The 16,917-nt window shown below is 71.5% G+C and carries 16 protein-coding genes; 5 read left to right on the top strand and 11 right to left on the bottom strand.

Translation table 11 applies throughout. The annotated features are described in order from the left end of the window. Window positions 1-198: 198 nt before the first annotated feature. Window positions 199-2,109, top strand: coding sequence for a S9 family peptidase (locus tag H180DRAFT_RS20765; protein ID WP_055487625.1), 1,911 nt, complete (start codon window positions 199-201; stop codon window positions 2,107-2,109). Here H180DRAFT_RS20765 and H180DRAFT_RS20760 read toward each other — a convergent pair. The 3 genes from H180DRAFT_RS20760 to H180DRAFT_RS20750 all read right to left on the bottom strand — a co-directional run bounded on the left by H180DRAFT_RS20760 (window position 2,003) and on the right by H180DRAFT_RS20750 (window position 5,716). Next, window positions 2,003-2,956 carry an SURF1 family protein gene (locus H180DRAFT_RS20760; RefSeq protein ID WP_074466914.1) on the bottom strand — a complete coding sequence of 318 codons (954 nt, stop codon included), beginning with the start codon at window positions 2,954-2,956 and terminating at the stop codon, window positions 2,003-2,005. The genes H180DRAFT_RS20765 and H180DRAFT_RS20760 overlap by 107 nt on opposite strands. A 109-nt stretch (window positions 2,957-3,065) precedes the next feature. Then, window positions 3,066-5,144 (bottom strand): hypothetical protein, encoded by a 2,079-nt coding sequence (locus H180DRAFT_RS28700; RefSeq protein ID WP_055487623.1) that lies wholly within the window; start codon window positions 5,142-5,144, stop codon window positions 3,066-3,068. Then, a complete protein-coding gene (locus tag H180DRAFT_RS20750) occupies window positions 5,141-5,716 on the bottom strand; it encodes a SigE family RNA polymerase sigma factor (RefSeq protein ID WP_074466904.1) in 576 nt (191 codons plus the stop codon). Before H180DRAFT_RS20750 ends, H180DRAFT_RS28700 begins: the two co-directional genes overlap by 4 nt. A 438-nt stretch (window positions 5,717-6,154) precedes the next feature. On the opposite strand from H180DRAFT_RS20750, the gene H180DRAFT_RS20745 reads away from it, so the two are divergent. After that, entirely contained in the window at window positions 6,155-7,078 is a 924-nt protein-coding gene (locus H180DRAFT_RS20745; RefSeq protein WP_254666105.1) for an aminoglycoside phosphotransferase family protein, read from the top strand. A gap of 134 nt (window positions 7,079-7,212) precedes the next feature. Here the strand turns inward: H180DRAFT_RS20745 and H180DRAFT_RS20740 are convergent, their stop codons facing one another. The 3 genes from H180DRAFT_RS20740 to H180DRAFT_RS20730 form a co-directional block, all read right to left on the bottom strand. After that, window positions 7,213-7,470 carry a hypothetical protein gene (locus H180DRAFT_RS20740; RefSeq protein ID WP_055487621.1) on the bottom strand — a complete coding sequence of 86 codons (258 nt, stop codon included), beginning with the start codon at window positions 7,468-7,470 and terminating at the stop codon, window positions 7,213-7,215. A 263-nt stretch (window positions 7,471-7,733) separates the two neighbouring features. Then, window positions 7,734-8,900: an aspartate-semialdehyde dehydrogenase gene (locus H180DRAFT_RS20735; RefSeq protein ID WP_055487620.1), complete on the bottom strand. Its 1,167-nt coding sequence runs from the start codon at window positions 8,898-8,900 to the stop codon at window positions 7,734-7,736. 160 nt (window positions 8,901-9,060) lie between these two features. Beyond that, window positions 9,061-10,413, bottom strand: a complete 1,353-nt coding sequence (locus tag H180DRAFT_RS20730) for an aspartate kinase (RefSeq protein ID WP_055487619.1) — start codon at window positions 10,411-10,413, stop codon at window positions 9,061-9,063. A 451-nt stretch (window positions 10,414-10,864) separates the two neighbouring features. Between H180DRAFT_RS20730 and H180DRAFT_RS20725 the strand changes: the two genes are divergently transcribed. Together H180DRAFT_RS20725 and H180DRAFT_RS20720 are read left to right on the top strand one after the other, a co-directional pair. Beyond that, window positions 10,865-11,230, top strand: a complete 366-nt coding sequence (locus H180DRAFT_RS20725) for an ArsR/SmtB family transcription factor (protein WP_055487618.1) — start codon at window positions 10,865-10,867, stop codon at window positions 11,228-11,230. Continuing rightward, the gene (locus H180DRAFT_RS20720; RefSeq protein ID WP_055487617.1) at window positions 11,227-11,901 is read left to right on the top strand and encodes an SRPBCC family protein; all 675 of its coding nucleotides are present in this window, start codon (window positions 11,227-11,229) and stop codon (window positions 11,899-11,901) included. Before H180DRAFT_RS20725 ends, H180DRAFT_RS20720 begins: the two co-directional genes overlap by 4 nt. A 168-nt stretch (window positions 11,902-12,069) precedes the next feature. Here the strand turns inward: H180DRAFT_RS20720 and H180DRAFT_RS20715 are convergent, their stop codons facing one another. From H180DRAFT_RS20715 to H180DRAFT_RS20700, 4 genes are all read right to left on the bottom strand, one after another. Continuing rightward, on the bottom strand, window positions 12,070-12,645 hold the full coding sequence (locus H180DRAFT_RS20715; RefSeq protein WP_055487616.1) for a Uma2 family endonuclease: 576 nt from the start codon (window positions 12,643-12,645) through the stop codon (window positions 12,070-12,072). Window positions 12,646-12,739: 94 nt separating this feature from the next. Beyond that, entirely contained in the window at window positions 12,740-13,813 is a 1,074-nt protein-coding gene (locus H180DRAFT_RS20710) for a hypothetical protein (RefSeq protein ID WP_074466903.1), read from the bottom strand. 297 nt (window positions 13,814-14,110) lie between these two features. Next, window positions 14,111-14,383 (bottom strand): DUF397 domain-containing protein, encoded by a 273-nt coding sequence (locus H180DRAFT_RS20705; RefSeq protein WP_055487614.1) that lies wholly within the window; start codon window positions 14,381-14,383, stop codon window positions 14,111-14,113. After that, window positions 14,380-15,192: a helix-turn-helix domain-containing protein gene (locus tag H180DRAFT_RS20700; RefSeq protein WP_055487613.1), complete on the bottom strand. Its 813-nt coding sequence runs from the start codon at window positions 15,190-15,192 to the stop codon at window positions 14,380-14,382. Before H180DRAFT_RS20700 ends, H180DRAFT_RS20705 begins: the two co-directional genes overlap by 4 nt. A gap of 295 nt (window positions 15,193-15,487) precedes the next feature. Between H180DRAFT_RS20700 and H180DRAFT_RS20695 the strand changes: the two genes are divergently transcribed. Continuing rightward, window positions 15,488-15,952: an SRPBCC family protein gene (locus tag H180DRAFT_RS20695; protein WP_055487612.1), complete on the top strand. Its 465-nt coding sequence runs from the start codon at window positions 15,488-15,490 to the stop codon at window positions 15,950-15,952. 583 nt (window positions 15,953-16,535) lie between these two features. Here the strand turns inward: H180DRAFT_RS20695 and H180DRAFT_RS20690 are convergent. Further along, window positions 16,536-16,805 carry a hypothetical protein gene (locus H180DRAFT_RS20690; protein WP_055487611.1) on the bottom strand — a complete coding sequence of 90 codons (270 nt, stop codon included), beginning with the start codon at window positions 16,803-16,805 and terminating at the stop codon, window positions 16,536-16,538. Window positions 16,806-16,917 lie beyond the last annotated feature (112 nt).

Here is a 16,917-nt window from a genome sequence, read left to right as displayed (position 1 = left end):
CGTGCTGTGCCGTCGGCTCACCGTTCGTCCCGCCAGCCACGTCGCCTCCGTCCGCCGGTTGGTCCGTCCTGCGTGCGCGTACGTACGTCCCCGTCCCGTCCGCTTGTCCCGTCGCCCCGGTCCCGAAACGATGTTGATCGCGCCACGTCCCGCCGTCCCCGGCCCGCACGGCCTCCGCTTCCGGCGCAGAATGGGCACATGACGCAGAAGACCGATGCCATGCCGGAGTGGGAGAAGCGCTTCCGGGCACCGCGTGTCTCGTTGCCCGACTGGGCCGAGGACGCTCCCGACCGCTCGCTGTACGTCTCCAACGCGACAGGCACCTTCGAGCTGTACGCGTGGGACCGGGCCACCGGCGAGCACCGCCAGGTGACCGACCGCCCCAACGGGACGACCGACGGCGTTCTCACGCCCGACGGCGAGGAGATCTGGTGGTTCTCCGACACCGACGGCGACGAGTTCGGCGTCTGGATGCGGCAGCCCTTCAAGGGCGGCGACGACGAACCGGCCGCCCCCGGCCTCGCCCCGTCCTTCCCCGCGGGCCTGACGATCGGACGCGACGGCACCGCCGTCATCGGCCGCTCGACCGACGAGGACGGCACCACAATCCACCTCTGCAGCCCCGGGAAGGAGCCCGTCGAGATCTACCGGCACCGTGAGTCGGCCGGTGTGGCGGACCTCTCCCACGACGGGACGCTGCTCGTCGTCGAGCACACCGAGCACGGCGACGCGATGCACTCCGCGCTGCGCGTGATGCGCCTCGACGGGACGACCGTGGCCGAGCTCGACGACAGCGAGGGCGGCACCAAGGAACTCGGCCTGTCCGCCCTCGGGTTCGCGCCCGTGCCGGACGACTCGCGGCTGCTCATCGCGCACCAGCGCACCGGACGCTGGGAGCCGGTGATCTGGGATCCGCTGACCGGCACCACGACCGAACTCGCCATCGACCTGCCGGGGGACGTGAGCGCCGACTGGTACCCGGACGGTACCGCGCTCCTGGTGTCCCACAGCCACCAGGCCCGCAGCGACCTGTGGCGCTACGACCTCGGGGCGCGCACGCTGACGCGGGTCGAGACCCCGGCGGGCTCGGTCGTGGACGCGACGGTGCGGCCCGTCGCGCAGGCCGCGGAGGGAGCGGAGGCAGCGGGCCGGCCCGGCGGCACGGGTGGAGCGGGCGCCGCGGGCGTCAGCGTGGAGTATCTGTGGTCGTCCGCGGCGCAGCCGCCGCAGGTGCGTTCCCTCGCGGGGGACGTCGTCCTCGACCCGCCCGGCATGGCGGCGCCCCCGTCCGTCGCCGTCGAGGACGTCTGGGTGGAGGGCCCCGGCGGCACCGTCCACGCGCTCGTGCAGAAGCCCGAGGGCGAGGGCCCCTTCCCCACGGTCTTCGACGTGCACGGCGGCCCGACCCATCACGACAGCGACGCCTTCGCCGCCCAGCCCGCCGCCTGGGTCGACCACGGCTTCGCGGTCGTGCGCGTCAACTACCGCGGGTCCACCGGTTACGGACGGGCCTGGACGGACGCCCTCAAGCACCGCGTGGGCCTCATCGAGCTGGAGGACATCGCGGCCGCGCGCGAGTGGGCCGTCTCCTCGGGTCTCGCCGATCCGCGGCGGCTGGTCCTGGGCGGCGGATCGTGGGGCGGCTACCTGACGCTGCTCGGCCTGGGCACCCAGCCCGAGGCGTGGGCGGTGGGCCTCGCCGCCGTGCCGGTCGCCGACTACGTGACCGCGTACCACGACGAGATGGAGGCGCTGAAGTCGCTGGACCGCACACTGCTCGGCGGTTCCCCCGAGGAGGTGCCGAAGCGCTACGAGCTCTCGTCACCGCTGACGTACGTGGACGCCGTGCGGGCGCCCGTCTTCATCTCCGCCGGCGTCAACGACCCTCGCTGCCCCATCCGGCAGGTCGAGAACTACGTGGAGCGGCTGGAGCGGCGCGGCGCACCGCACGAGGTGTACCGCTACGACGCCGGGCACGGCTCACTCGTGGTGGAGGAACGGATCAAGCAGTTGAGGCTGGAGATCGACTTTGCTCTGAGGCATCTTCCGTCCCCTGTTCCCGCTCCTGGCTCTCCTGACTCGCCCGGCTCTCCTGGGGGCCGGGGATGAGGCCCAGCGCGGCGTCCTTCGCCAGCTCGACGTCCCGGCGGAAGAGCCGGAACCACATGAAGACCACGAAGGCCGCGAAGACGAACCACTCGGCGGTGTAGCCGAGGTTCTGGAACGCCTTCATGTCGAGGCCGGTGTTGTCGGGACGTACCGGCGGCACCGGCTTCAGCTTCGAACCGTCGGGAATGCGCTGCACGGTGATCCACGCGTCGTGGACGTCGTACGGGACGACGTTGACGAGAGCGGCAGCGCTGATCATGCCGAGCTGCCCCTCCGGAAGACCGCCGTCCGCGCTCACGCCCGGGCTGGTCTGCGACTCGGACGCCTGGAGCGCGCCGGTCACCCGCACCTCCCCGCGCGGAGGCGGGGGCACACGGGAGGGGTCGGCCTCGCCGGGCAGCCAGCCCCGCACGACGGGGAGCGCCTTGCCGTGCCCCTCGGCACGGTCCTCGGCGTGGTCGTTCGCGCGGTCCTTCGCGCGGTCCTTCGCGTGGTCCTTGCCCTTGCCGTCGGCCGCCGCATCGGTGCGCAGCATTGTCAGCACGTAGAAGCCGCGCCTGCCGTCCAGTTTCCGGTCGGGCACCAGCAGCGGGCGGGACGTGTCGTAGCGGCCGGTGACCTCCGCCGTGCGGCCGCTGGTCGCGACGTCGACGGGCAGCAGCCGGGACAGCGGCTCGGGCCTGGCGTGCTCCGCCCGGGCGACCGTCCTCTGCTGCTCCTCGTGGCTCTCGGCGCGCGCCTCGAAGCGGGAGAGCTGCCAGCTGCCCATGAACAGGCACACCGGGATCGCCAGCACGGAGAAGAGGTTGATCCCCCACCACCGCGGGGTCAGCAGGAACCGGTACACACCCCAACGGTAAGGGGCCGGGGGGCGGCGGTCGCGTGTGGGTGCGCCCCCGCGCTCTCCGTCCGCGGACCTCCGGCCGGTGAGCACCCGGCGCTCCCCACGCTCCCCGTCAGTGGGCCGCGAGCACCCCGGTGCGGTAGAGCGTGCCGGCGCAGGCTCCCTCGAGTTCCGTGTTCGCCGCCGCCGGATCCCCCACGTCCGGCGTGTGGCTGAGGACGACGCTGGCCTTGTCGTCCGTGTCGTCCCCGCCGCCGGGGCCGCCGCCCGGGCCGCCGTCGGTACCGCCCTGGCCGCCGGTCGCGGGATCGCCCGGGCCGCCGGAGTTGCCGTTGTTGCCGCCCTGGCTGCCCTCGGGCCCGTTGCCCTCCTGCGCCTTGGGCTCCGGGGGGGCTGGGGAGTTGCATTCGCCGGGCACCCAGGCCCACTTGACCTCGTACGCCTGGCCGGGCTTCAGCACGAGCGCGCTCGCGGCGAGATCGGGGTCGGGAAGCGCCGTGGCGGCATCGCCCGGTGTGTGGTCCACGACGTTTATGCGGTCGATGTCGGCCTTCCCGCGCGCGGATGCGCCGACAAGGCCCGCCCCTTCGACGGTGCACGCCTCGGAGGAGGTGTTGGCGACACGGAAGGAGCCGTAGACCTTCCCCTCGGAGTCGGGGCTCTCCCTCGTCGCCGAGCCGTCGCCGAGCTGCTGCCTGCCGCAACTGGGGGCGCTCGTGGCGAGCGAGTCGTTCGGGTCGGTCCCCTCGGAGCCCCCGCCCTGCGTCGGCGAATGCGACGCCGCACCGTCACCGCCGGCCGACTTGCCGTCGTCGGCGCCACCACCCGCCGTGCCGCTGCCCGCGCCCTGGCTGTGGTCCGCACCGCCCCCGCCGTCGGCGCCGCGCGCCCGGTCGTCGGTGGCGCCCGAGTCGATGGACGAGTCGCCGTGGACGCCGGGGATGAGGCCCGCGCTCACCAGACCCGGGAAGCCCACGCCCGCCAGTACGACGGCGGCCGCGGCGCCGGCCAGGGCGCGGCGGCGGTGCGCACGGCGGGCCGGTACCGCCTGCCGCAGATGCGCGAGGGCGTCGGGGGACGGCTCGATGCGGTGCACGCTCTGGTGCAGCATCCGGCGGAGAGCCGCCTCGACTTCGCTGTCGTCGCCGTCGTGACCGCCTTCACCGCCGCCGAGGGGACCGTGTCCGCCGTCGCCGCCGGTGCCCCCGCCGCCCGTGCCGCGGGGACCGTCGCCGGAGCCGCCGCGACCGCCGTGGCCGCCCGTGGGCGGCAGAGGCGCGGTGGCATCTTCCGTCCACTGCCGGCCGTGTGCTCCGCCGTGCGGCGGGGGCGCCGGGTGCGTGGAGTTCTGGGGCTGCTCCGGCTGCCGCTGCCGGCCGAGGGGCCCGGAATCGTCCGGGGAGGGCATGTTGTGTGTGTCGTCGGAATGCATGGCTGTTACCGCGTCGAGGGCCGCGTCCGGGCCACCGGGGGCAGGGCGCGGCGGGTCGGGGAGGTCCGGGGGACGCGGCACGTCGGGCGCGTCCGGAGCCGAGGGTTCGCCGGGCATTGCCGGCAAATCCTCGGGAGGGTCGGGGAGTTGGACGGGCTCCAGTTCGGGCAGTTCCGGATCGTCGATCCGGGGCGGCTCCGGGATCTCGGGCTCGTCGTAGATGCCGGGAGTCTCGGGGATCTCGGGGGCATCAGGGATTTCGGGCATGTCGGGGGCCCGGGGCGGCGGCGGGATGTCCGGCGTCGGCGGGATCCGCGGGCTCCGCAGCACGTCCGGTGCGTCTTCGATCTGCGGCATCTCCCCCGGGCCGTCGACGTCCGGAACCGCCGGGACACCGGGAAGGTCCGGCAGGTCGGGGGCGTGGGGCGCCTCGTGCGGCGGGAGTTCGGGGCTGTCGGGCATCTGGGGCGCGTCCGGCGCGTGCGGTGTCTCCGGCGCGTGCGGCCCGCCGGGCAGGTCGGGCTCCGCGGGGCCGGTCTCCGGGCCGTCCTGCTCGTGGGCGGCCAAGGGCGCGGCGCCCGGGCGGACTTCGCTGCGGACCGTGGTGCGGACCGTACTGCGAGCGCTGCCGTGCGGCCCCTGCTCGCGGGAGCCGCCGGGCTCGTCCGGCACCTCCTGCAGATGGCCGGCTCCGGTCAACTGTGCAAGCTCGCGCAGGCGCCTGCTCAGGAGCAGGTCCTGGTCGTGGTACGCACTCATGAGGCCGCCTCCATCGCGACCCTGAGCGCGGCGATGCCCCGCGAGCCGTATGCCTTCACCGAGCCGAGCGACAGCCCGAGCACCTCGGCGACCTGCGCTTCGGTCATGTCCGCGAAGTAGCGGAGCACCAGCACCTCGCGCTGGCGGCGTTGCAGGCCGCGCATGGCCCGGATCAGCTCGTCGCGCTCCAGTTGTTCGTACGCGCCCTCCTCGGCGCTGGCCATGTCCGGCATCGGCTTGGACAGCAGCTTCAGACCGACGATCCGCCTGCGCAGCGCGGAACGCGAGAGGTTGACGACGGTCTGGCGCAGGTAGGCGAGGGTCTTCTCCGGTTCGCGGACACGCTTGCGCGCCGAGTGGACACGGATGAAGGCCTCCTGCACGACGTCCTCGCAGGAAGCGGTGTCGTCCAGGAGCAGGGCCGCGAGCCCGAGCAGCGACTTGTAGTGGACTCTGTAGGTCTCGGTCAGTTGGTCGACTGTCGTGCCCGCTGTCATCGCGTCGTCAGATTCCGCGGCCTGACCGGGGACACGCGTGGGACGGGGGGCGGACCACGGCGAGATCACCGGCATGCTCCCGGTAGTGATGCCGGGGGCGCCGGGCGCCGTCGCGAGTACAGATCCGAATGCTTCCGCCACGCTTGTTGGACACACACTCCCCCTGCAGGGTTGTACGCGTTTGCCATCGTCGGGGACGGCCTTTCGAACGCGCTCATGCGTACCAGCTCTTCCCGGATTGCCCTCATCGTCCCAGCGCCTCCCCAATCCAGGCAGTGGACAGAAGGACGCCTCGCCCCCGGCGCCGGTTGCAGCGGCCGGAAGGGAAATTCTCGTCCAGGCGCCGTGTGCTGGCCAGTGCCAAGAGCCTTCCTTGACGCAGAACTTCGCGCTGTCCCGCGGGATACCGCAGACGGTCGACGGTCCACAGCGGCGTCGGCGCCGCATCCGTGCGGCGGTCCCGTCCGGGAAATCCGCTTGTCCGCGGGCCGCCGGCCAGCCAGCCTGTGCCGGGTGAGCGCAATCTCATCACCTCCGCCGATCGACGCGGCCCTCGTACGGAAGTTGATCGCCTCGCAGTTCCCGCGATGGGCGCACCTGCCGGTGACGCCCGTGGCCGCGGGCGGCAACGACAACCGCACGTTCCGCCTCGGCGACGCGATGACCGTCCGCCTGCCGAGCGCCGAGGGGTACGCGCCCCAGGCCGAGAAGGAGCAGACGTGGCTGCCGGTGCTCGCACCGCGCCTTCCGCTGCCCGTGCCGGTCCCGCTCGCCAAGGGCGAGCCGGCTGAGGGCTATCCGTTCCGCTGGACCGTCAACCGGTGGATCGACGGCGAGACCGCGAGCCCGGAACGCATCGGCGACCTCGCGGAGTTCGCGACGGACCTCGCCGGATTCCTCACCGCACTTCAGGCCGTCGACACGGCCGGAGGGCCACTCGCCGGGGAGCACAGCTTCTACCGCGGCTCCCCGCTCACGACGTACGACGCCGAGACGCGCCGCGCCATCGAGGCACTGGCGGGGCGGGGCCACATCCCGGCCGCGAGAGCCACGGCGGTGTGGGAGACGGCCCTGAACGCGTCGTGGGACGGCCCGCCCGTCTGGTTCCACGGCGACGTCGCACACGGCAACCTGCTCGTCGCGGACGGACGTCTCTCCGCCGTGATCGACTTCGGATGCTCGGGCGTCGGCGATCCCTCCTGCGACCTGACGATCGCGTGGACGCTCCTGTCGGGCGAGAGCCGGGAGGCCTTCCGCGAGGCGATGTCCGCCGGCGGTCACGTCGACGCCGCCACCTGGGCGCGGGGGCGGGGATGGGCGCTGTGGAAGGCCCTCATCTCACTGGCGGGGTTCATGGGTGACGGTGCCGACAGCGACGCGGCCGCCGTCCTGGACGCGGTGCTGAGCGAGTACGAGGAGGAGCGCATCGCCCGGTAGAGCCGGCCGGTCCCCGTGGCGTCCGGGTCCGGCGTGCCCGGTCCGGGTCCGGCGTGCCCGTCCGGCCGGCCCCGTCAGGCGTGCCCTGCCGCACCCCGTGGACCCACGGCCGTCCGAGCGGACGGCCCGCCGCGTCAGACGTCCCCGGGTTCCGGTTCGAAGGTGAAGTAGGCGCTCAGCACGAAGGGTTCGTCCTCGTCGTGCATGAAGTCCCAGGAGACGTCGGTCAGGAAGACATCGTGTTCCGCCACCCACTCGCCGGCCTTCCTGAACGCGTCGGCGGCGGTCACGCCGGGGAACAGTTTCCTCGCCATGGCATGCACCTGGGTCTCGGCGTCCGAGTCGTCGAACCCCTCCGGAACCTCCAGGCAGAGACCGGTATCGAACTCCATGGGCTGCGCCCTCCCATCGGTCGACGGGACGAGCCGGCGCCGCGCGTGCCAAGGCCCGTCCCCCGAAAGCGACGCCCGGTAGGACGGCCGCACGCCAGGCGGGGTTGCCTCCGGCTCCGGATTCCGGCCACTGCTCCGCTGCTCCGGCTTCCGCGGCTGACGCGGCGGACTCGGCTGACGCGGTGAACGAGGGTGAACGCGGCAGCCGGTCTCCACCGCCCGGAACGACGCGAAGTCCCCTGCGGCAGCGGCGGGTTGCGGCGCTACCGCTCCCGAGGGCCGCCGCCCGCGTTCCGCTCCGCCGCGACCAGCTCCGCGATCTGCACCATGTTGAGCGCCGCGCCCTTGCGCAGGTTGTCCGCGCAGACGAACAGCTCCAGCGAGTGCGGGTCGTCCAGCGACCGCCGCACCCGCCCCGCCCATGTGGGGTCCGTGCCCGCCACGTCGGCGGGAGTCGGGAAGTCGCCCTGGGCCGGGTCGTCGCACAGCACGACGCCCGGCGCGTTCGCCAGGATCTCGCGCGCCCTGCGGACGGACACCTCGCGCTTGAACCGGGCGTGCAGGGACGTCGAGTGAGCCGTGAACACCGGCACCCGCACACAGGTCGCCGCCACCGGAAGTCCCGGCAGCCCGAGCAGCTTCCGCGTCTCGGCGCGGACGGTCAGCTCCTCGGACGTCCACCCGCCCTCGTCCATCTCGCCCGTGAACGGCACCACGTTGAGCGCCACGGGCGTTCCGTACGGGTCGCCCGGGGACGCGGCCCCGGAAGCCACGGCAGCTCCGCGCCCCTCCGCCACGACCCGCCGGACGTCGCCGGGATGCCTGCCCAGCTCGGCACCGGCGGCCTCCGCGGACGTGACGGCCGCCAGCTCGCCGCGCAGCGCCTCCACTCCGGAGCGGCCCGCGCCGGAGACGGCCTCGTACGAGGAGAGGACCAGGTCGAGCAGCCCCCACTCGCCGTGCAGGGCGCCGAGCGCGACGATCATCGAGAGGGTCGTGCAGCCGGGGCTGGCGATGACGCCGCGCGGTCTCCTGCCCACGGCCTCACCGTTGAGTTCGGGCACGACCAGCGGCACGTCCTCCGCCATCCGGAAGGCTCTCGAACCGTCCACGACGACCGCGCCGAGGTCCGCGGCGACGGGCACCCAGCGCGCTGCGACCTGTTCCGGAACGGCGAAAACCGCGACGTCGGCGCCCTTGAGCGCCTCCTCGTTCAGCGCGCGCACAGCGGTGCCCTCGCCGCGTACGTCGCGTACTCGCCCGGAGAAGCGCGGCGAGGCGATCAGGCGGATCTCGCCCCAGACGTCGGCCCGTTCCGTCAGCAGGCCGAGCAGTACCGTCCCGACGGCCCCGGTCGCACCGACGACCGCCAGGACGGGCTTGCCCGCGCGCCCGCCTTGGGGGCGGGGGTGCGTCGTTTGGATCTTCATGGTCAGCGAGCGGCGTCTGGTGCGTGCAGCTGCAAGGCGGAGGATCGTCCTCGTACTGGGCGTACTCGGACGACTCCGACAACGCAGCAGATGGGCGTGCCAGGCGTCGCGAGCCCGTGGAGATCCAAACGACGCACCCCAACCGCACGGGCGGCGGGCGTCACCGCCCTGTGCCTCCGTAGACGACTGCCTCGTCACTCTCGCTGTCGAGCCCGAACGCGGAGTGCACCGCGCGAACCGACTCGTTGACGTCGTCCTCACGCGTGACGACGGAGATGCGGATCTCGGAGGTGGAGATCAGCTCGATGTTGACCTCGGCCTGCGAGAGCGCCTCGAAGAAGGTCGCCGTCACGCCCGGGTTCGTCTTCATCCCGGCGCCGACGAGCGAGATCTTCGCGATCTGGTCGTCGTAGCGCAGCGAGTCGAATCCGATGGCGCCCTGCGCCTTCTCCAGCGCGCCGATCGCCTTGCGTCCCTCACTCTTGGGGAGGGTGAAGGAGATGTCCGTCAGACCGGTCGACGCGGCGGAGACGTTCTGCACGACCATGTCGATGTTGACCTCGGCGTCCGCGATGGCCCGGAAGATCACCGCGGCCACACCGGGCTTGTCCGGCACTCCGACAACCGTGATCTTCGCCTCGGAGGTGTCGTGCGCGACACCCGAGATCATGGCCTGCTCCATCGACTGTTCCCCTTGCCCGCTGTCCTTGCTCTGCCCGCTCTTCAGCGCGGCCTGTGCACCCGGGGTGCCCTCGCCGTGTCCTTCGTACCCGCCCGGCGGCTCGCTGCTGACCCATGTGCCCTGCAGTCCCGAGAAGGACGACCGGACGTGGATCGGGATGTTGTAGCGACGGGCGTACTCGACACAGCGGTGCAGGAGGACCTTCGAACCCGAGCTCGCCAGCTCCAGCATGTCCTCGAAGGAGATCCAGTCGATCTTGCGGGCCTTCTTCACGACCCGCGGGTCGGCGGTGAACACACCGTCGACGTCGGTGTAGATCTCGCAGACGTCGGCCTCCAGCGCGGCGGCCAGCGCGACGGCGGTGGTGTCGGAGCCACCGCGGCCCAGGGTGGTGATGTCCTTGCTGTCCTGCGAGACGCCCTGGAACCCGGCGACGATGGCGATGTTGCCCTCGTCGACGGACGTCTGGATCCGGCCCGGCGTGACGTCGATGATCCGCGCCTTGTTGTGCGCGGAGTCGGTGATCAGGCCGGCCTGGCTGCCGGTGAACGACTGTGCCTCGTGGCCGAGGGATTTGATCGCCATCGCCAGCAGTGCCATGGAGATACGTTCTCCGGCGGTCAGCAGCATGTCGAACTCGCGCCCCGTCTGGACGGGGGAGACTTCCTTCGCGAGATCGATCAGCTCGTCCGTCGTGTCACCCATCGCCGAGACCACGACGACAACCTGGTTGCCGTTCTTCTTGGCCTCGACGATCCGCTTGGCAACGCGCTTGATGCCCTCGGCATCGGCAACGGAGGAGCCGCCGTACTTCTGCACGACAAGGCCCACGTGTGCTCGCTCCTCGATTCTCAAGTCCTCGCGCCCTTCCCCTGGCTGCCTGAGCGGCCGGGGCGACTTCCGTACGGAAATCCTCGGGTCGGCTCATTTTACCGAGAAGGCGTGGCGCCCTCTCGTCCAGCGAGCAACCCTGCCCGCTCACAGGGCGTCCACACGGGAACGTAAGCCAGGTCACACACGGACGGACAGGCACGGACGGGGCGAAGAGCCCGCCAGGAGCGCCCGGCGACCCGTGGCGCCCCCGCCGGCCCCGCTCCCCCCGGGCGGGCCGTCGCGACGCCGCGTCCCGTCTGCCGTGACGGTGCGGCCTTCGAACGCGGCCGCCGGGGGACGTCACACGGTGCGACGGCACGGGTGAGTACCGTGCGCGCCCGGCGATCCGGGGAAGGCGACCATGTTTCAGCTATGGCTTATATAAGCGACGCCTGCATATAGTGCTCCCGTGCACGCATTGGATGTCCTGGGAGACCCGGTGCGCCGCCGGATACTCGAACTCCTCGCCGACGGCGAGCAGACCTCGGGTGCCGTCGGCGCCGTGATCCAGGCCGAGTTCGGCATCTCCCAGCCCGCCGTCTCCCAGCACCTGCGGGTGCTGCGCGAGACGGGCTTCGCCTCCGTTCGGGCCGAGGGCACCCGGCGGCTCTACGCCGTCGAAGCCGCTCCCCTGCGCGAGGTCGACACATGGCTCGAGCGCTTCCGCGGCTTCTGGGAACAGCGGCTGGACGCGCTCGGCACGGAACTGGCGCGCGGCAAGCGCGAACGCCGCACGAGAGACGGCGGCACGGACAGCGGCAAGGAGCACCGATGAGCGACGACATGGTCGAGCAGATCAACACCATCCACCGGAAGGTGGGCAGCCGGCGCGTGGGCGAGGAGGAGGCCCGCACCGTCCTGCTGCGGCGGACGTACGACGCCACCGCCGAGGACGTCTGGGACGCCTGCACGGACCCCGAACGCATCTCCCGGTGGTTCCTCCCCGTCAGCGGCGACCTGAAGCTTGGCGGCCACTACCAGCTCGAAGGCAACGCGGGCGGCGAGATCCTGCGCTGCGAGCCGCCCCGGCTCCTCAAGGTGAGCTGGGTGATGGGTGACAGCACCGCTCTCAGCGAGGTCGAGGTGCGGCTGACACCGGAGGGGCCCGAGGGCGCCGAGAAGACCCACTTCGAACTGGAGCACGTCGCGGTCGTACCGCCCGAGTTCTGGGACCAGTTCGGCCCCGGAGCCGTCGGCGTCGGCTGGGATCTCACGCTGCTCGGCCTCGGGATGCATCTGCGCGGCGAGTCGGTCGGCGACCACGAGAAGTTCGAAACAAGCGACGAGGGGCGGGAGTTGATGACCCGCAGCAGCGAAGCGTGGGGGGCGGCGTACGAAGCCTCCGGCGCACCGGCCGACGTGGTCGCGGCGGCGGTTCGCGGTACGACGGCCTTCTACGTGCCGCCGCGCGAGGACGGCGAGGACGGCGAGGGCGGCGAGGGCTGACCGGGGACTGACCGGGGATCGGAGCCGGGTCCGGCATGGGCAGGTCATCGCCCTCGGCCCGCAAGAGCGGCAACGAGCCGCTCGGAGCAGTGTCTTGCCCGGCTCTCCGGTGACTCATCAACCCGGTCCGCGCCACCGCACCCTCGACGGTGGCGGGCACGACAACGCTCAGCGGACGTAGTCCTTCAGCTTCTCCGTCTCCAGCGTGATCCCAACCGGGTCCGGCAACTCCACCACCGCACCGAAGGGATGCGTTGCACGGATCCGGTACGTACCGCCGTCCGGCTCGCTGTAGACCACCACACTGCACGTCTCGCGGTCGACAAGGAGGTAGACGGGGATGTCGGCTGCGGCGTACCCGTCCCTCTTCTCCCTGCGGTCACGGCGATCGGTGTCAGGGTCAGGCGAGGTGACTTCCAGCACCATCAGAACCCCGTCGGGATCGGCCCACTCTCCCTGTCCGACGAAATGGTCCAGGGGTGCCAGAGCGCCATCCGGGCGGGCCCTGCCCTTTCTGTATCCATCGACCCTCAGCCCCTGTTCCGGATACACACGCAGTTCCGGCCTCTGCTGCATACAACGCTCCAGGAGCCACATCACGATGGCTCCGTGGTCCCCGTCCGGCACCGGCTTGACCTCAAGCTTTCCGTCAATGAACTCCAGCGTCACGGTGTCCGGCGCTGTTCGGGCGAGCTCCTCGAAGTCCTCGACGAGCATCTGGGGCCGGTCGGCAGTGGGGGTCATGGTGTCGCCTCCTCCCCTCCATGCTGCCCCGGCGGGTGGCGCTATGTCCTGCAACGTCATCCGTGATTCCTTTCGGCTGCGGCGGGACGCGAAGTCACGCGGCTGTCGGCTGACAAGAGACGGCGGAGCGCGGGCCTGTAGCCGCGCGTATGGCCTCGCGGACCCCCGCCGCGAGGCGGCGGACCCGGTCCGGGTCGAGACCGCTCCGTTCCGGTTCGGGCTCGCCCCGGCAACGGCGGCACAGGCCGCCCGGCAACGCCGCTGCCGTGCCGGGGACTCCGCAGTCGGTGCACTCCAGCCGCAGGCGGGGTTCTCGTTGCCGTGGCTCCGTCGGCCCGCCTGGTTCATCCACAGCTGTGGACACGGGCTCGGGCGGGAGCTTGTCGAGCAGACGTCTGCGGAGCAGCCCCGCGGGGCTGTGCACGGTCGGGGGCAGGCCGCCGGTCATGGCGTACACGAAGCGCGCACCTCGCACACCGCGCCGCAGCCACTCCGCGGCCAAGGTCTCCAGGGCGGCGCAGTCGGCCGCCGAGAGCACCAGGCGGGGGTCGTGCCGGGCGAGGCCCGCCAACGCCGCGTACACCTCGGAACGTTGGGGGCGTACGGGCGCGGAAACCGGAGCGGGGGGTGGCTGCTGCACCGACGGGGTCGGCGGAGCGGTCGAGGTCGGCGGAGCAGCAGGGGGCGGCGGAGCAACCGGGGGCGGCGGTGCAGCCGGGATCGGCAAGCAATCACGGTCACCGTGGACATCACGGTCGCCGTGGACGACTTCGCGCACGTCCGCACACCCGTCGAGAAACTCCGTCCACCAGTCCTCGGTGCGGGCGACGCGCGAGAAGTACGTGCGCGTCACATGCTGCGGGCGCCCTACGCCCAACAAGCCACCCACGCGCCGGAGATGACCCACCCGCGACAGCTCGCGCAGCGCTGAGCGGCACGCCTGCTGGCCGTAGTGCGGCTGGCTCTTGGCGAGGGTCTTCACGTCGATCGCGGCGCCCTCGGGGAGCGAGTCGATGAACGCCGCCAGGTACGCCTCCCGCACGGGCAGATGCACGAAGTCGCCTGTGGCGAGACCCCGTTGCTTCGAGGCGAGCCGCTTGCCGAACCCCGGCCTGGCCATGGGATGTGCGGAGACGGGCGGGGCGGAGATAAAGTCTGTGGAAGCCATGAGGTCGGGGTTCGCCGATCTTGTAGGTCAGACCCCGGTCGGTGTTCCCGCACCTGCCGGGGTTGTTTTGTTGTGAAGAACGCTAACCACACATGACGATCTGCCGCAAACGCGTCACGCGCGGTCATCGCCGCTGGTATTGGCGCAACTTGGGGCGGGTGGGCGGGGAGAGACCTACCACCCATTCCTTACAAAAACGGCTCGGACCCCGGCGCTCGATGCTCGGCGCTCGGGGTCCGGCGCTGACGCGGGCGGCGTCGTCAGCCGATCGTGTGGCGGGTGGTGATCGGTGATGCGTTACGCGACCGTCTCCCCGGCGGCCAGCCCGACGAACGCCGCCCAAGCGCCGAGCGCCACGGTGAGCTGCGGCCCGTCCGCGTCCTTCGAGTCCCGCACATGCACGGCGCTCGGGCACGCGGCGAACTCGACACAGGCGCCGCCCTCACCACCGCTGTAGCTGGACTTGCGCCATCCGACGGCGACTTCGACGCAGTTGTCCCCTTGCGAGCTGCTGTAACTGGACTTGAACCAGGTCAAGTCGGGGACGATTGCTGCCTGTTCAGCACTCATAGGTCTCCTAGCCTCTGCTTGAGCAGCCCCGCAGACTCCTCGGGGGAGAGGGCCTGCGCTCGCAGAATCCCATACGCCTGGTTCAACTCACTGACGTCTGACGGGTTTGTGATCAGGAAGCTGCCTCGGGGACCTTCGAAGTACGCGACTCTCTGGCACTCCGCCGTCTCAAGCAGGTACATGGGACCGGCTGTGGCTCCCGTGGGAACCCGCTCCGTGGGCATGACCTGAAGCGTGAGCGTGCGCCTTTCCGAACACTCCAAGAGGCGCTGAATCTGCCCCCTCATCGTCTCGACGCCACCGAAGCACCGCTGAAGCAATGCCTGTTCCACAATGACGCTCATCGCCAGCGGCGGCTTCCGTGCCAGAACTGCCTGCCGCTCCAACCTTGCCTCGATGCGGCGTTCGATCTCCTCGTCGTCCAGAGGTGGCCAATTGCTCTCAAACACCGCGCGCGCGTATGCCTCAGTCTGCAGAAGTCCCGGGAAGACCCGGTTCTCGTAAACGTCCAGACTCGCCGCCTCCGCCTCGTACTGCGCGTACTCCTCGAACCAGTCGGGGTACTTGGACCGTACGATCTTGCTCGCCGCGTCCCGCAGCATGCCGCCGGCGTCGAACAGCGTCTCCGCCGTCTCGACCAGGTCGGGCGCGGGCATCCGCCGCCCCTTCTCCACCGACGCCACGGTCTCCAGCGCGTAGCCCGCCTCGTCGGCGAGCTGCTCGCGGCTGCAGCGCGCCCGCGTACGCCACAGCCGCAGCTGGCTGCCGAACATCCGCATGGTCGCCGACGAGTTGTCCTTCTCCGCCACTCCCCACCTCCGCTGACACCCTGCGCGCCCGTCCCGTAACAGGAGGCTATGCACCGCTCACGCACCGTGTACGGCGGTTGCCGGAAGTGCTCCGGAATCCGTGGCCGCCGACGCACGCCAACTGCTGCGCTCGCAGGGGATGCAGCGGCGCGGACGCACGCCCTGTGCCGGGGTCGGGGCCCGAGTCGCGGGGCCCGACCTCTCGACGCCCGCGCTCCGTTGCCGGAAACTACTGGTCTGATTCCGGCCAAGGGGCTGGAATCGGACCCCGATTCCCGACGGAAGGGCTCGTTCGATGACCGCGTGGCAGGTGACGGCGGAGCTCCGCATCGCGGCTCCCATGGAGCGCGTGTGGGAAGCACTGACCGACATCGAGGGCTCCCCCGGGAGGATCGCCGGCATCGAGCGCGTGGAGGTCCTCAGCGAAGGGTCCTTCGCCGTCGGCACGCGCTGGCGCGAGACCCGCCGCATCTTCGGCAAGGAAGTCACCGAGGAGATGTACGTGACGGCCGTCGAGGCCCCTGCGCGGTACGTCGTCGAGTCCGATTCGCGCGGCGTCCACCACACCTCGGAGTTCACGCTCACCGCCGAGCCGGACGGCGCCACCACCGTACGGCTGGTCATCGACTCGGAGACGGAGAAGAAGAGCCTGGAGGGCGCGATGGGGAAGTTCCTCGGCGGGATCGGTTCCAAGGCCGTGGCGAAGGCGGTGACGAAGGACCTCGAAGACGTCGCCGCAGCCGTCGAGTCATCCGCCTAGGGGGGTGTCTGACAAATAGCGTCGTCCTCCAATCGGCTGGCGGCCGGGGCGGGCCCAGGCGGGGAGGGGCGCGCGGTGGCTGGTGCGTGCGATCGCAAGGCGGAGGGTGGGGGTACCTCCCGGGCCGCCAGGCCCAGGGGGAGAGAGCGCAGCGGGCTGCGCCGACGACCGACAACGCAGCGTGGGGGCACCCCCGACCGAAGGCTGGGGGAGTGCGTGCCAGCCACCGCGCGCCTGGGGGCACCTCCCAGCGGCAGCTGGGGGAGGGATTTGTCAGACACCCCCCTGGGCCCGGGAGTTCCCCGCGTGCCCTCCTGCTCGGCAGCCGTCAGCCGGGCCTCGACGTCCGCCCGCAGGCGGCGCGCACGCGCGTCGTCGTAGCCGGTAACGAGTCGCAGGCACTCGGTCCAGTGACCGGAAGGCCTCCCAGCTGGGCGAGGACAACTCCTGGAAGTGCTGCCGCCGTTCGAACTTCCAGCTGTCCCGGCCGGTGACCGCCTCGTCCCGGTGCCGGAAGTCACGCCTGTACTCTTCGAGTTCGAGCCGGTCGCCCTGCGATCGGTCGAGGGCGAGGAGGTCGCGGTCAGCCATCGCCGATGTCCGGCTTGGCGGCGCGCAGAGTGACGCCGGGGATGACGACCAGCCGTTCGTCGGCGGCGATGGAAGCGTCCGCGGGAAGGCGCGACTCGTAATCAGCGGTGAGGTCCCTGCCGATGACAGCGATGTCGCCGTTGTCCAACTCCCAGATGTCCGGGCAGCCGTCCCTGCCGTCGGTGTTGCCCAGTTCCGCGGCCGATTTCCCCAGCCGCCGCTTGAATAACGCGGACGGATCCGCTTCCCACGCGCGAGCCACGTCCGCACCTCCGCCGACACGACGACCAGTCGTCACGGAGTGTAAGAGGACCGATCACGCACCGCAATGCGACAACAGGCCACGATCCGCCGAGCCGAGGCAGGGTCCCGGC

This window comes from Streptomyces sp. WMMB 322 (genome assembly GCF_900090145.1).
Classification (GTDB): domain Bacteria; phylum Actinomycetota; class Actinomycetes; order Streptomycetales; family Streptomycetaceae; genus Streptomyces.
Note: the sequence above shows the minus strand (reverse complement) of the source record. Positions and strands in the feature narration are given on the sequence as shown.